A 12,998-nucleotide genomic window follows, 5' to 3' on the forward strand; every position below is an offset into this window, starting at 1 on the left:
GGGGGGGGGGGGGGGGGGGGGGGGGGCCCCCGGGGGGGGGGGGGGGGGGGGGGGGCTCCCCCCCCCCCGGGGGGGGGGGGGCCCCCCCCCCCCCCCCCCCCCACCCCTCCCTTTCCGTTTCGCTGATCAGACCTGGGAACCCGTCCGGCGGCGGCGGACGACGAACATCGCCGCGGCGCCGAGCGCCACGGCCGCGCCGCTCGCGAGGGCGAGCTGCGGGGTGGTGGAGGACGAACCCGTCGCGGCGAGGCTGCCGCCGGTGGTCACCGGGTCGTTCGACGCCGTGCCCTGGGCGTTCGGGCCGGAGCCGTCCGAGCTGTCCGTGCCGCCCGTGCCGCCCGTGCCGCCCGTGCCGGTGGTGCCGGGGTCGGGGTCGGTGTCGCCGGTCTTGCCGGGCTTCGGCTTCGCGGCCTTGACCCCGAAGTCGTACGCGATGATGTCGGGGTTGCCCCCGCAGGAGCCGTTCTCGTTGGTGTAGTCGGCCGTCACGAAGACGGCACCGTTGCCGGCCGGGGCCGTGGCGTCGACCGTGAGGCGCAGCTTGACGTCGGTGTGGGTGCCGGCCTTCAGCGGGCCGAGGCCGTTGATGTGGTGGTCGCCGCCGACGTTGTGCCACTTCGGGGAGGACGCCGTGGACCACTGCAGGCGCAGGAGCTTGTCGGTCTCCTTGAGGCCGCTCGTGTCGGTGGCGTGCACGTTGGCGTAGGCGAGGACGTCGTCCATGGCCTTGTCCGTGCGGTTGCTCACCCGGAGCGAGAGCGCGGTGGTCGTACCGGCGGTGATCGAGTCCGGAACGCCGGTCAGGACGGTGGTGAGACCGGGCGCGGCCACGCAGTCCTGGCCCTCGTTCGCCTCTTCCCTGGCCTTGGCCAGGGCCTCGTCGGCGGCGGTCTTCGCGGCGAGGGCGTCCGCCAGGTCCTTCTGCACCAGGGAGTAGGCGCGGGCAGCGGCGACCCGTGCGTCGTCGGAGGCGTCGCCGGCCTCCTTGGCCTTCGTGTCGGCGGCCGTCTTGGCGGTGGCGGCGGTCAGGGCGGCGGCCTCGGCCTCGGTGACGGCCGTCGTGGCCGCGGCCCGCTCCTCCTGGGTGGCCGATTCGGGCAGCGCGTCGAGGGCGGCCTTCGCGTCGGTGACGGCCTGGTCGGCGGCGGTCTTCGCGGCGCCGGCCTCGTCCGCGGCCGTCTTGGCGGCCTTGGCGGCCACGGCGAGCGGTGCCGTGTCGGAGAGCGCCTCCTTCACCACCTCGTAGGCGGCGGTCTTCGCGGCGAGGGCCTTGTCGTAGGCCTTCTGGGCCTCGGCCGCGGCCTTTTCGAGTTCTTCCACCGTCGGCTTGGCCTGCGTCCGCGCCGCCGGCTTGGCGTCGGCGAACGCGGGGGTGACGGAGAGCAGTACGGCGGGGGTGGTCACGGCGACAGCCACGGCAGTGGCGAGAATACGGCGAATCTTCACATGAGCCCTTGGGTCCGGGTCCGAAAAGGAGCGAAATGCAGGTGGGCGCCTGCCACAGCGGCTGGATCACGCGGGCGGCTGTGGAGATGTTATGGCGGTCGCCGGAGTCGGCGGGGTGCAATTTTTGGTGCTCCGCGCCTTGTTTCCGCCGACCGGCGCGGACAGACGGCACCAAAGGGCGCAGTTGCCCTCCGTTCCGGTGTTTTCGTTGTGACGAAACCCACGAGGGGTCCTCGGGGGCCGCGCTGAGCTGCGGTGATCCGAGTACGTCAGTGGCTCGCGCGGCCCGGCGGACCCGGCCCCGCCCCCTCACCTCAGCGGCACGTCCGGCGATGGCTTGAGTGCCCCCGGCAGGCGGATCGTGGCCACCGTGCCGTCGCCGTGCCGTGCCTCGCTGTCGCCGTCGTCCGCCGGGAGCTGGCGATCTCGCCGCCCGCCCGCTGGACCGTGCGCGACGATCGACAGGCCCAGGCCGGAGGCGCTGTTCGCGGCCATCAATGAGTGGGTTGAGGCGGATGTGCGGGGGGTCGGTTCGGTGCGGCTCGCGCTGATGAGCGGCGTGGTGATCCAGTGGCTGACCGACCCGGATCAGGCGCCGACGCCGCCGAGGCCGTGGCGGGCCTGCGGGCGCCGGCGGAGCGGTTGGAGGAGGCGCAGTCGTTTGCGTTTCTTTCGAATTGTGCGATGCTGGGCTCATCTTCAAAGGAGAGAAAGCCATGCACAGCACCGCTGAAGACCGAACTCTGCTACCTGAGCACCGCGCGGAGATCGCGGAGCTCTGTGCGTTCCTGGACCGGACCCCACAGGCGGTGGAGCCTGCCTTGCTGCGGGGCCCGGACGGCTCGACGAAGACGTTGCCCCCGGAGGTCTACGAAGCGCTGATGCTGGTCGTCCGCGCGCTGTCGGAGGGCAAGGCGGTCACGGTCGCTCCGGTGAACACAACGCTGACCACACAGGAAGCCGCAGATCTGCTGGGTGTCAGCCGACCGACGTTCGTCAAGATTCTGGACGAGGGCGAGGTGCCCTATTCACGGCCGGGACGGCACCGCAGAGTGCTGCTGGCTGATGTGCTCGAGTACAAGGAGAAGCGTCGTACCCAAAGAAGCCGAGGGCTCGACAAACTGATCGAGCAGACAGAGGACGCCGGCCTCTACGGCAGCTGAACCCGACAGGACATTCGAGTCACCTGGGAGCGATGTGCAGCGCGTGGTCCTGGACACCTGCGTCCTCTTTCCGAACTACCTCAGAGATACCTTGTTGAGGATGGCCGAAGCGGAGCTGTATGAGCCGCTGTGGTCGGCCGAGATCTTGGAAGAGCTGAGGCGAAACATCGCAGGCATGGTGTCTACGGTGAAGGCGAAGGCCCTGGTCGAGACGATGGCAGGGGCGTTTCCGGACAGCCTCGTGACGGGCTACGGCAAGCTGATACCCGCGATGACCAACGATCCGAAGGACCGTCATGTGCTGGCTGCGGCTGTCCGCGGCCAGGCGCATGCAGTGGTCACGCTGAACGTGAGGGACTTCCCGGCAGACGCGGCGGACCCGTACGAGATCGAAGTGCTGAGGCCCGACGACTTTCTGCTGGACCTGCTCGACCTCGCTCCGGTGGACGTGTTCGGGGTACTGCGGACTCAGGCGCAGAGCTACCGGCGCGAACCGCGCGATGTGCATGGGCTGCTGGACCGCCTGGCCGCCGGAGGAACTCCGCAGTTCGCAGCGGAGTTCCGGCGTCGCCTCTGAATCCCCGCCCCCTCACCCCAGCGGCGCGTCCGGCGGCGGCTGCGGCGCCCCCGGGAGGCGGATCGTCGCCACAGTGCCGTCGCCGTCGTCCGCCGGGAGCAGGGCGATCTCGCCGCCCGCCTGCTGGATCGTGCGCGCGACGATCGACAGGCCCAGGCCGGAGCCGGGGAGCTGGCGGGCGGACGGGGAGCGCCAGAAGCGTTCGAAGACGTGGGGGAGTTCGTCCTCGGGGATTCCCGGTCCGTGGTCGCGGACCGTCAGTTCTCCCCGGTGCAGGACCACGTCGATCGTGCCGCGATTCGGGCTGAACTTCACCGCGTTGTCCAGGACGTTGACGATCGCCCGCTCCAGCGCGGCCGGTTCGGCGCGTACGTACCAGGGGGCCAGCTCCGCCGTGATGGTCAGCTCGGGGCCGCGCAGGCGGGCTCGTCGCAGGGCGGTGCGGGTGATGTCGTGCAGGGCGACCACCTGGAGCGGGCCGGGCTGGGCGGCGTCCGGGCGGGCCAGCTCCTGGAGGTCTCCGATGAGCGAGGCCAGTTCGGTCATCTGGGCCTTGACCGAGGACATCAGCGCCCTGCGGTCGTCCGGTGGGATGGCCCTGCCCGTCTCGTCGCTGCGGGCGAGCAGCTCCACGTTGGTGCGCAGGGAGGTGAGCGGGGTGCGCAGTTCGTGGCCCGCGTCCGCGATCAGCTGGGCCTGGCGGTCGCGGGAGGTGGCGAGGGAAGCGGTCATCGAGTTGAAGGAGCGGGAGAGCCGGGCGATCTCGTCCTCGCCCTCGACCGGGATGCGGACGGTGAGGTCCTCGGTGCGGGCGACGTGCTCCACGGCCTCGGTGAGCTCGTCGACCGGGCGCAGCCCGGACCGGGCGACCCAGAGGCCCGCCGCGCCGGCGCCGACGACTCCGATGCCGGAGACGAGGAGGAGGACCCAGGCCAGGGTGGAGAGGGGTTTGTCGATCTCGCTCAGCGGGCGGGCGACGGAGACGCCGAGGTCGAGGTCGGTGCGCGGCAGACTGGGCCCGCGCGACACCGTCACCGTCACCCGGTAGGTGAAGACCCGCATCTTCACCCCGTTGGCATCGACCTCGGAGTGAAGCACCCCGCTCCGCTCGTGGTTGACGACCGCGAGGTCGGCCGCGGTCACCGGGAGCGCGGAGGAGTCCGGGGCGGTGCAGGCCGTCCCCTGGGCGTCGATGAGCTGGACGGTGAAGCCCGTGTAGGGCTGGGTCGGCTGCTTGCTGATGCCGGTGCAGTACTGGTACAGGCCGGTCAGGTATTCGTTGTCGACCTTCGTGGAACGCAGCGTCGTGTCCCGCTGCTCCTCAAGCTGCGCCTTCGTCACGAACCAGCAGGCCGCCGCGACCGCCGCCACCGCCACGGCCACCGCCACGGTGACCAGCAGCGCGAGCCGGGAGCGGAGCGGCAGGGCGCGGAAGCGGTGCAGGGGCCCCGTCACCCCTCGCCCCCGCCAGGCCGCAGCGCGTATCCCACGCCCCGCACCGTGTGGACGAGGCGCGGTTCGCCGCCCGCCTCCGTCTTGCGGCGCAGGTACATCACGTACACGTCCAGGGAGTTGGAGCTCGGTTCGAAGTCGAAGCCCCAGACCGCCTTGAGGATCTGCTCGCGGGTCAGCACCTGGCGCGGGTGCGCGAGGAACATCTCCAGCAGGGTGAACTCGGTACGGGTCAGCTCGACGCGGCGGGTGCCCCGGCTGACCTCGCGGGTGGAGAGGTCCATCCGGAGGTCGGCGAAGGCCAGCACGTTGTTGTCGGGAAGGTCGCCCGCCGCGGCCGCGTAAGAACTGCGGCGCAGCAGGGCCCTGATCCGGGCGAACAGCTCGTCCAGCTCGAAGGGCTTGACCAGGTAGTCGTCGGCGCCCGCGTCGAGTCCGGTGACGCGGTCCCCGACGGTGTCGCGGGCGGTGAGCATCAGGATGGGCGTGGTGGTGCCCGTGGCGCGGATGCGGCGGGCTGCGGTCAGCCCGTCCATCCGCGGCATCTGGATGTCGAGGACGATGAGGTCGGGGGCGTACGACTCCGCCTTGGTGAGGGCGTCGAGACCGTCGACGGCGACCTCGGTGCCGTAGCCCTCGAACGCGAGACTGCGTTGCAGGGCCTCGCGCACGGCGGGCTCGTCGTCGACGATCAGGATGCGCTGCGGATCGTCTTCGGCGGGGCTCATCGCTGCTTCGTCCTCTTCTCGGTCCGTACGGGCTGCGGCGCTGCCCTCCAGTTTCTCAGCCTCGCACGGCCCGGACGCGGTGGCGCGGATCAGGAGCTGTCGCCGGCCCGCAGGGTGTCCAGGTCGGCCTTGAGGGTGTTGACCGGGATGGCGAAGCCGAGGCCGACGCTGCCGGCGCCGGAGCTGCCGGAGCCTTCGGACGAACTCGCCGAGTACATCGCGGAGTTGATGCCGATGATCTCGCCGCTCATGTTGATCAGCGCGCCACCGGAGTTGCCCGGGTTGAGCGAGGCGTCGGTCTGGAGCGCCTTGTACGTGGTGGTGGAGTCGCCGGTGTCGCCGTTGAACTGCTTCCCGCCGAACTCGAACGGCCACTGCTGTCCGCCGCCCTGACCGCCCTGTCCCTGGCCCTGGCTCTGCCCGCTGTCGCTCTCCTTGGCGACCGTGACGTCCCGGTCGAGCGCGGACACGATGCCGCTGGTGACGGTGCCGGTCAGGCCCTCGGGCGAGCCGATCGCGACGACCTGGTCGCCGACGGCGATCTTGGAGGAGTCGCCGAGGGTGGCCGTCTTCAGCCCGCTCGCGCCCTGGAGCTTGATCAGCGCGAGGTCCTTGTCGGGGTCGGTGCCGACGACATCGGCGGTGTACGTCTTGCCGGTGCTGAGCGTCACCTTGACGGAGGAGGAGCCCGCGACGACGTGGTTGTTGGTGACGATCTCGCCGTCGGACGTGATGATCACGCCGGAGCCGGTGGACTGGCCCGCGGTCGAGGTCGCGCTGATCTCGACGATCGTCGGTGACAGGGCCGCGGCCACACCGGAGACGGTGCCCTTGCTGCTCTGCGAGACGGTGGTGCCCGGGATGACGCCGCTGCCGGTGCTGTTGGTGCCGTGGTCGGTGAGCTGCCCGATCACGGTGGCGGTGCCGCCGCCGACGATCGCCGCCGCGATGGCCACCGCCGCGAGCAGCGCGACCGGGCGGCGGGCCCGGCGCCGGGAGGCGGGCGGCTCGGGCGCGGGCTGCGGCAGCCCGGGGGCGGGCCACACGGGGTCACCGCCGCCGTGGCCCGCACCGCCGGTGTACCCGTCGGGGGTTCCGGGCGCGGGCCACGCGGGGTCACCGCCGCCCGAGCCCGCCGGCTGCGCGGGCTGGTATGACGGCGGCGGCGGGTAGGCCGCGTCGCCGTTGCCGTACGAGGGGTACATCGGGTACTCGCCGCTCGGGCGCTGGCTCTCTGTCATGTCTAGAAGAGTGTCCAGCGAAGATGAGAGGAGCGTGAGGACGCCCTGAGAAGCCCGGCAGAACCTCGTATGCCCGATATAAGGACCCCGGCCGGCGGGATGAGGATCCGTTCCGGCGGGTTCTTGTATCGGGCATACGCGACTCAGGACAGGACCTGGGCCGCCGGCGGCTCGCCGCAGCCGCAGGAGCGCCGGACCACCAGCGCCGAGGGGAACTGCTTCAGCCGCTCCCGCCGCGAGCCGGACACCCGGAGCGAGTCGTCGAGCACCAGGTCCACGGCCGCCCGCGCCATCGCCGGGCGGTCCGAGAAGACCGTCGTGAGCGGCGGATCGGTCAGTCCGGCTTCCTTCACGTCGTCGAAGCCCGCCACCGCGAGCTCGCCCGGCACATCGATCCGCAGCTCGCGCGCGGCCCGCAGCACCCCGATGGCCTGGTCGTCCGTCGCGCAGAAGATCGCCGGGGGACGGTCCGGCCCCGCGAGGAGATCCAGTGCCACCAGGTAGGCGTCGTAACGGTTGTACGGGGCCTGGAAGAGCCGGCCCTGTGTGGACCGCCCCGACTCGTGCATCGCCCGGCGCCAGCCCTCGATGTGGTCGGCGACCGGGTCGCCGACCGCCGGGGTCGACTCCACGCCGCCGAGGCACGCCACGTACTCGTTGCCGTGTTCCAGCAGGTGACGGGTGGCGAGCTGGGCGCCGCCGACATCGTCCGTGACGACCGCGACGTCGTCGATGGCCTCCGGCCGCTCGTGCAGCAGCACGACCCGGGCGTCCCACGCCTCTATCTCGGCGGCGGCCCGCTCGCTGGGGCCCTGGCTGACCAGGATCAGTCCGGAGACCCGCATACCGAGGAAGGCCCGCAGATAGTGGACCTCGCGCTCGTCGCGGTAGTCGGAGTTGCCGACGAGCACCATTTTCCCGCGCTCGGCGGCGGCCTGTTCGACCGCGTGCGCCATCTCCGCGAAGAACGGCTGCCGCGCGTCCGGCACGATCATCCCTATGAGGTCGGTCCGCCGCGAGGCCATCGCCTGGGCGACCCGGTCGGGCCGGTAGCCCAGCTCCTTGATCGCGGCGAGCACCCGCTCGCGCGTGGCCGGGGCAACCGGCCTGGGTCCGTTGTTGATGACATAGCTGACGACCGCTGTCGACGTCCCCGCCAGTCTCGCCACATCGTCCCGCGTCACCTTGGCCACGCGCGGCAGTCTACGCGGATGGACCTACCTCGTGGCAGGCCGGACCGGGGCTTCTTCCGAGACCTCGGTTACCTCCGGCTGCTCCGAACGGGTGAGGGTTTCGGCGGCCGCCTTCGCGGCGGCCGACTTGGCCTCCTCGGCGGCGGCCCGCTCCACCTTCTCCGGGGCCACGAAGCGGTAGCCCACGTTGCGGACGGTGCCGATGAGCGACTCGTGCTCGGGGCCGAGCTTGGCGCGCAGTCGCCGGACGTGTACGTCGACCGTGCGGGTGCCGCCGAAGTAGTCGTAGCCCCAGACCTCCTGGAGCAGCTGGGCGCGGGTGAAGACCCGGCCCGGGTGCTGCGCCAGATACTTGATCAGTTCGAATTCCTTGAAGGTCAGGTCCAGGACCCGGCCCTTGAGCTTGGCGCTGTACGTCGCCTCGTCGATCGAGAGATCGCCGTTGCGGATCTCCATCGGGGAGTCGTCGGAGGTGATCTGCTGCCGGCCGGTGGCCAGCCGCAGCCGCGCCTCGACCTCGGCGGGCCCCGCCGTGTCCAGCAGTACGTCGTCGATCCCCCAGTCCGCGGTGACGGCCGCGAGGCCGCCCTCCGTGACGACGAGGACGAGCGGACAGCCGGGTCCGGTGGACCGCAGCAGCTGACAGAGCGAGCGGACCTGAGGCAGGTCGCGCCGCCCGTCGATGAGGATGACGTCGGCACCCGGTGTGTCGACGAGAGCGGGGCCTTCGGCGGGCGCCACCCGCACGCTGTGCAGCAGGAGGCCGAGGGCGGGGAGCACCTCCGTCGACGGTTGGAGGGCATTCGTCAGGAGCAGCAGTGAACTCATCGCCGCCCACCTGCCTGGGTCGTCGGTCGATGATCGTGCACGGTTGGCTCGCCCATTACGTCGGTCCTCCTCGTTCCCTGCGAGAGGGGCACTCCCGGGCGGGGCCCGGGGGAGTATGCGGCACTGCTTCGTACGCTTATTCGTCTGGTGCCGTACGACGTTTCGTCATACGGGATTTACGGGTCCGGCCCCGCGCCCAGGGCCGCTGAGCTTGTCGAAACGTTTCCGTAACAACGCGCGGAAAGCACAAAAGGACCCGGGGGCTGCATTGCCCGGATCCTCTTCCCAGCAGAATAGCCCACATGAGTTCTGTGTCCGAGGGGCGATTTCGCGGTCTCTCTGTTCCCTTGATCACGCGCGGGCCGTCGCGGACCGTATTGCGGGCCGATGACGGTGTCCGGATCGAGGCGGTGTACGACCCGTGTACAGCGGATGACGGCGCGTTCGCGGAGCCGGGCGACGCCGGTACGGCGATCGTCGTCGCGCACGGTTTCACCGGGTCGGTGGACCGCCCCGCGGTGCGGCGCGCCGTGGAGGTGTTCGCCCAGCGTGCGGCCGTGATCACGTTCTCCTTCCGGGGGCACGGCGGCTCCGGCGGACGGTCCACGGTGGGCGACCGCGAGGTGCTGGACCTGGCGGCCGCGGTGGCCTGGGCGCGGTCGCTCGGGCACCGGCGCGTCGTTACGGTCGGGTTCTCCATGGGCGGTTCCGTGGTGCTCCGGCACGGGGCCCTGTATACGGATCCCGCGGCGGAGGGCGAGGGTGCCCGGTCCGTTCCGGTGCGCAGGGGGCGCACGGAAGCGTGTGAGGGGGCATATGCCGATGCGGTGGTGTCCGTGAGCGCCCCGGCGCGTTGGTACTACCGGGGTACGGCCCCGATGCGTCGCCTGCACTGGGTGGTCACCCGTCCCGCCGGCCGGCTGGTCGGGCGGTACGGCCTCCGGACCCGGATCGACCGCAACGACTGGGACCCGGTCCCGCTCTCCCCGGTCGCGGCGGTCCCGCGGATCGCCCCGGCGCCGCTGCTGATCGTGCACGGCGACAAGGACCCGTACTTCCCGCTCGACCACCCGCGCATGCTGGCCGACGCGGCGGACGGGGCCGCTGAGCTGTGGCTGGAGCGCGGCATGGGGCACGCGGAGAACGCGGCGGACGAGGCCCTGCTCACCCGCATCGCCGACTGGGCGAGCCCGCACCGCCGACTGGGCGACGGGCCGATGACGCGGTGAACGATGATGGACAGCCGACGCGAGACGAGAGGAGCGCCGCCATGCCCGCGGGAACGATCCGTTACTGGGCAGCCGCCAAGGCCGCTGCCGGAACGGCGGAGGAGCCGTACACCGCCGCGACGCTCAAGGAGGCGCTGGACGCGGTGCGCGAGAAGCACCCCGGCGAGCTGACCCGAGTGCTGCAAAGGTGTTCGTTCCTCATCGACGGTGACCCCGTCGGGACCCGGAGCCATGAGACCGTACGCCTTGCCGAGGGCGGCACGGTCGAGGTGCTCCCGCCGTTCGCAGGAGGGTGAACCGCAGAACATGAGCAGCAGCGATCAGCAGCATCCGTACCCGAATCAGCCGCAGCAGCCGAATCAGCCGTACGGCCAGGAGCCGCGGCCGTACGGGGACCAGGCGTACGGGGACCCGGCCTACCCGGATCCCGCGTACGGGCAGCAGCCGCCCTACGGCGGTCAGCCCCAGAGCGGTCAGCCGTACGGCGAACCGTCCTACGGGCAGCAGGCTCCCTACGCGGGCGGCGCGGCGCCGTACGCACCGCAGATGCCGCAGGGCACGTACGAGCCGCAGCAGGCCGTACAGCAGCCCTACCAGGCCGCGCACCACACCCACCCCCGCCAGGCCGCACAGCAGCCGCAGCCGCAGCCGCAGCCGCTGCAGTCGCACGAGCCGCACCCGGCTCCTCAGCCCTTCCAGGCACCCCAGCCCTTCCAGGCACCGCCGGCCGGGGACGACTGGCCGGCCGGAGAGCAGGGCGTCGCGCAGACCTGGGAGGGCCAGACCTGGGACACCCAGTACCAGCCCACCATCCAGCCGAGGCAGCAGCCGGTGCAGCCGGTGCAGCCCGCGCAGGCCGCCGAGCCCGTCCGGCCCGCCGCCGACAACACCCACCTGCTGCCGCAGGGCGCGTCCGGCGCGTACCCGCTGCCCCCGGAGGTCCCGGCGGCTCATCCCGCCGCGCCCGTGCCCGAGCCGGTGGCCGCCGCCCCGGGCGCCGCGCAGGACGACGGATACAGCGCGCCCACCACGCTGGGCAACAGCCGCGTCACGGACGCCCAGCGCGCACGGGCCGAGGGCCGTTCGCCGATCATCGCGCCCGGAATGCAGCCGGCCGCGATCACCGCGGGGCTCGGGCTGCTGCTCGCGCTCGGTGCGGCCATCGGCTCGTACGCCCTGCTCGTCCCGCTGGTCCTGCTCCAGGCGGTGACCGCGGCCGGGTGGTTCCGGCTCAACGGCATGTGGCCGGCCCGGCAGGGCATCGCGCTCGCGTTCGCCGGCGGTCTCGTCGCCGATGTGGTGCTGCTGGCCGCGGGCCGGGAGAACGGGCCGGCCGCGATCCTCGGCACGCTCGGTGTCTGGGTGCTGCTCACCGTCGTCCTCCAGCTGCGCAGCCGGGCGGGCGCCGACGAGCGGATGCAGGGGCTGATGGCCACCGTCGCCTCGGCCGCGCTCGCGGTCCTGGCCGCCGGGCACCTCGCGGCGGTCCCGGACGCCGTGACGGTCGGCGGGGTCGCCGTCGCCCTCGCGGTGCTCGCACGGGCGCTGCCGCTGCCCGGACCGGCCTCCGTCGTGGCGGCGCTGGTCGTCGCCGCGGGTGCCGGTGCCGCGGCGGGTGCCGTGACCGATCTGGGCGCGAAGGGCGCGCTGCTCGGCCTCGCCGCCGGTGGCTGTGCGCTGATCGGGCTGCGGGTGGCCAGCTATGACTACCCGTCACGCTTCGTGCACATGACCGCCGGGGTCGCGCTGCCGCTCACCGCGGCCGCGCCCGCCGTGTACCTGATCGGCCGCGCGATCTCGTAACCGTCACAGAGCCCGTCACGCACACGAGACCCGTCACGCGAATCGCGTCACGTCTCACGCGTCACAGAGATGCCGAAGCCCTCCACGGGGAACCGATGGGGGGCTTCCGCTCGTCGATCACCCGGGGCGTGATGTGCGGCCGCAGTAGGCTCACGGGCGCCAGGGGTCCGAACGGACGCGGGTGGGGAGGACAGTCATGCGTGCACTGCGAATACTGCTGGTCATAGTGGTGGTTCTGGCCGGCGTGTTCATCGCCGTCGACCGCGCGGCGGTGTATTTCGCCGAGTCCCGGGTCGCGGACCGGGTGCAGGTCTCCGGTACGGACATCGGCTCGACGGACGTCGACATCAAGGGCTTCCCGTTCCTGACCCAGGTCGCCGGATCGGAGCTCGACGAGGTCGACGTGAAGATCACCGGCATCGAGACCAGCGCGAACGGCCACACGCTCCGGATCAGCCGGATGAACGCCGAACTGCACCAGGTCCGGCTGACCGACGGCTTCTCCGGCGCCACCGCCGCACGGGCGACCGGCACGGCAGTCATCTCGTACGCGGACCTCACCAAGGCGGCCAGTGCGGACGTCGCCGTCGAGTACGGCGGCAACGGCAAGGTGAAGGTGACCGGCGCGGTCGACATCCTCGGCCGCACGATCTCGCGCAGCGTCCTGTCCACCGTCAGCCTGGTCGACGGTCACACCGTCCGGGTGCACGCCGACAAGGTGCCGGGCGAGGGAATCCCCGGACTCGAGGGCATGGTGCGCAAGAAGGCCGACTTCGAGCGCGAGGTCGGCGGACTGCCGAACGGACTGAAGCTGGAGAAGATCCAGCCGACAGCCGCGGGCCTGGAGATCTCGGTGACCGGCACCGACGTCTCGCTCGCCGGCTGACTCCCGCCGCGACCGGCCGCGCCACATACTGAGACGGCCATGTCCGTTCCCCAGCTGTCCGGCGGGCGCGGCGCTCCGGGGAGCGGCCCGGGAGAGGGTGCGAGACCCCCTCTGTCCCGCATGGTGGACGATCGTGTCTCAATATGCGACACAACGGTGACATGTCCGCCCGTACATCCCTACGATCGGTCCCATGCAGTGCTCTATTAGCGGTCTCCCACAGCGGGGACGGGCGGATCTCACGAAGCGGCGGGCAGTGGACCTGTGCCGCGTCGCCGCCATGCTCTGTCGCACTGTCTGAGCGGGATCCGTCGATTTCCCGCATTCCCGGCCCTCCGACCGTTCGTCGGGGCCATCCCGATGCCTCTGTGCACGCGCCGAACCGGCTCCCGTACATCCGCATCCCGCACCATCTCGCACCATCTCGCCGCAGACTGCCCCGGAGGAGAACA

General features: G+C 71.7%; 14 protein-coding genes. 7 read left to right on the forward strand and 7 right to left on the reverse strand.

Annotated elements, in window-relative coordinates; translation table 11 throughout:
* Nucleotides 1-126: 126 nt before the first annotated feature.
* Together ACZ6S6_RS21140 and ACZ6S6_RS21145 are read right to left on the reverse strand one after the other, a co-directional pair.
* A complete protein-coding gene (locus ACZ6S6_RS21140) occupies nucleotides 127-1,446 on the reverse strand; it encodes an LAETG motif-containing sortase-dependent surface protein (RefSeq protein WP_469706568.1) in 1,320 nt (439 codons plus the stop codon).
* A gap of 309 nt (nucleotides 1,447-1,755) precedes the next feature.
* Nucleotides 1,756-1,941 (reverse strand): hypothetical protein, encoded by a 186-nt coding sequence (locus ACZ6S6_RS21145; RefSeq protein ID WP_469706755.1) that lies wholly within the window; start codon nucleotides 1,939-1,941, stop codon nucleotides 1,756-1,758.
* A gap of 221 nt (nucleotides 1,942-2,162) precedes the next feature.
* Between ACZ6S6_RS21145 and ACZ6S6_RS21150 the strand changes: the two genes are divergently transcribed.
* Nucleotides 2,163-2,609, forward strand: coding sequence for a helix-turn-helix domain-containing protein (locus tag ACZ6S6_RS21150; protein ID WP_362959750.1), 447 nt, complete (start codon nucleotides 2,163-2,165; stop codon nucleotides 2,607-2,609).
* 43 nt (nucleotides 2,610-2,652) lie between these two features.
* Nucleotides 2,653-3,186, forward strand: a complete 534-nt coding sequence (locus tag ACZ6S6_RS21155; RefSeq protein WP_469706569.1) for a PIN domain-containing protein — start codon at nucleotides 2,653-2,655, stop codon at nucleotides 3,184-3,186.
* Between the two features lie 12 nt (nucleotides 3,187-3,198).
* Here the strand turns inward: ACZ6S6_RS21155 and ACZ6S6_RS21160 are convergent, their stop codons facing one another.
* From ACZ6S6_RS21160 to ACZ6S6_RS21180, 5 genes are all read right to left on the reverse strand, one after another.
* Complete coding sequence (locus ACZ6S6_RS21160) at nucleotides 3,199-4,641, reverse strand: sensor histidine kinase (protein WP_469706570.1); 1,443 nt, start codon at nucleotides 4,639-4,641, stop codon at nucleotides 3,199-3,201.
* Entirely contained in the window at nucleotides 4,638-5,366 is a 729-nt protein-coding gene (locus tag ACZ6S6_RS21165; RefSeq protein ID WP_362959741.1) for a response regulator transcription factor, read from the reverse strand. The genes ACZ6S6_RS21160 and ACZ6S6_RS21165 overlap by 4 nt, the downstream gene beginning before the upstream one ends.
* Nucleotides 5,367-5,455: 89 nt before the next feature.
* Nucleotides 5,456-6,607, reverse strand: a complete 1,152-nt coding sequence (locus tag ACZ6S6_RS21170) for a S1C family serine protease (RefSeq protein WP_469706571.1) — start codon at nucleotides 6,605-6,607, stop codon at nucleotides 5,456-5,458.
* A gap of 143 nt (nucleotides 6,608-6,750) precedes the next feature.
* The gene (locus tag ACZ6S6_RS21175; protein ID WP_362959735.1) at nucleotides 6,751-7,800 is read right to left on the reverse strand and encodes a LacI family DNA-binding transcriptional regulator; all 1,050 of its coding nucleotides are present in this window, start codon (nucleotides 7,798-7,800) and stop codon (nucleotides 6,751-6,753) included.
* 24 nt (nucleotides 7,801-7,824) lie between these two features.
* On the reverse strand, nucleotides 7,825-8,628 hold the full coding sequence (locus tag ACZ6S6_RS21180) for a response regulator transcription factor (protein ID WP_362959732.1): 804 nt from the start codon (nucleotides 8,626-8,628) through the stop codon (nucleotides 7,825-7,827).
* A gap of 302 nt (nucleotides 8,629-8,930) precedes the next feature.
* Between ACZ6S6_RS21180 and ACZ6S6_RS21185 the strand changes: the two genes are divergently transcribed.
* The 5 genes from ACZ6S6_RS21185 to ACZ6S6_RS21205 all read left to right on the forward strand — a co-directional run bounded on the left by ACZ6S6_RS21185 (nucleotide 8,931) and on the right by ACZ6S6_RS21205 (nucleotide 12,847).
* The gene (locus ACZ6S6_RS21185) at nucleotides 8,931-9,857 is read left to right on the forward strand and encodes an alpha/beta hydrolase family protein (protein WP_362959729.1); all 927 of its coding nucleotides are present in this window, start codon (nucleotides 8,931-8,933) and stop codon (nucleotides 9,855-9,857) included.
* A 41-nt stretch (nucleotides 9,858-9,898) separates the two neighbouring features.
* Nucleotides 9,899-10,153 (forward strand): MoaD/ThiS family protein, encoded by a 255-nt coding sequence (locus ACZ6S6_RS21190; RefSeq protein WP_362959726.1) that lies wholly within the window; start codon nucleotides 9,899-9,901, stop codon nucleotides 10,151-10,153.
* Nucleotides 10,154-10,163: 10 nt separating this feature from the next.
* Nucleotides 10,164-11,660, forward strand: a complete 1,497-nt coding sequence (locus tag ACZ6S6_RS21195) for a hypothetical protein (protein ID WP_469706573.1) — start codon at nucleotides 10,164-10,166, stop codon at nucleotides 11,658-11,660.
* A 196-nt stretch (nucleotides 11,661-11,856) separates the two neighbouring features.
* The gene (locus tag ACZ6S6_RS21200) at nucleotides 11,857-12,546 is read left to right on the forward strand and encodes an LmeA family phospholipid-binding protein (protein WP_362959720.1); all 690 of its coding nucleotides are present in this window, start codon (nucleotides 11,857-11,859) and stop codon (nucleotides 12,544-12,546) included.
* Between the two features lie 193 nt (nucleotides 12,547-12,739).
* Complete coding sequence (locus ACZ6S6_RS21205; protein ID WP_353962123.1) at nucleotides 12,740-12,847, forward strand: putative leader peptide; 108 nt, start codon at nucleotides 12,740-12,742, stop codon at nucleotides 12,845-12,847.
* Nucleotides 12,848-12,998: the final 151 nt, after the last annotated feature.

The organism is Streptomyces sp. NPDC048671, assembly GCF_055587045.1.

Excerpts from the sequence above, each read along its gene's own strand:
- ACZ6S6_RS21150 (WP_362959750.1), top strand. The coding sequence starts at position 2,163 with ATGCACAGCACCGCTGAAGACCGAACTCTGCTACCTGAGCACCGCGCG.
- ACZ6S6_RS21195 (WP_469706573.1), top strand. The coding sequence starts at position 10,164 with ATGAGCAGCAGCGATCAGCAGCATCCGTACCCGAATCAGCCGCAGCAG.
- ACZ6S6_RS21200 (WP_362959720.1), top strand. The coding sequence starts at position 11,857 with ATGCGTGCACTGCGAATACTGCTGGTCATAGTGGTGGTTCTGGCCGGC.
- ACZ6S6_RS21205 (WP_353962123.1), top strand. The coding sequence starts at position 12,740 with ATGCAGTGCTCTATTAGCGGTCTCCCACAGCGGGGACGGGCGGATCTC.
- ACZ6S6_RS21180 (WP_362959732.1), bottom strand. The coding sequence starts at position 8,628 with ATGAGTTCACTGCTGCTCCTGACGAATGCCCTCCAACCGTCGACGGAG.
- ACZ6S6_RS21170 (WP_469706571.1), bottom strand. The coding sequence starts at position 6,607 with ATGACAGAGAGCCAGCGCCCGAGCGGCGAGTACCCGATGTACCCCTCG.
- ACZ6S6_RS21165 (WP_362959741.1), bottom strand. The coding sequence starts at position 5,366 with ATGAGCCCCGCCGAAGACGATCCGCAGCGCATCCTGATCGTCGACGAC.
- ACZ6S6_RS21145 (WP_469706755.1), bottom strand. The coding sequence starts at position 1,941 with ATGGCCGCGAACAGCGCCTCCGGCCTGGGCCTGTCGATCGTCGCGCAC.
- ACZ6S6_RS21185 (WP_362959729.1), top strand. The coding sequence starts at position 8,931 with ATGAGTTCTGTGTCCGAGGGGCGATTTCGCGGTCTCTCTGTTCCCTTG.
- ACZ6S6_RS21190 (WP_362959726.1), top strand. The coding sequence starts at position 9,899 with ATGCCCGCGGGAACGATCCGTTACTGGGCAGCCGCCAAGGCCGCTGCC.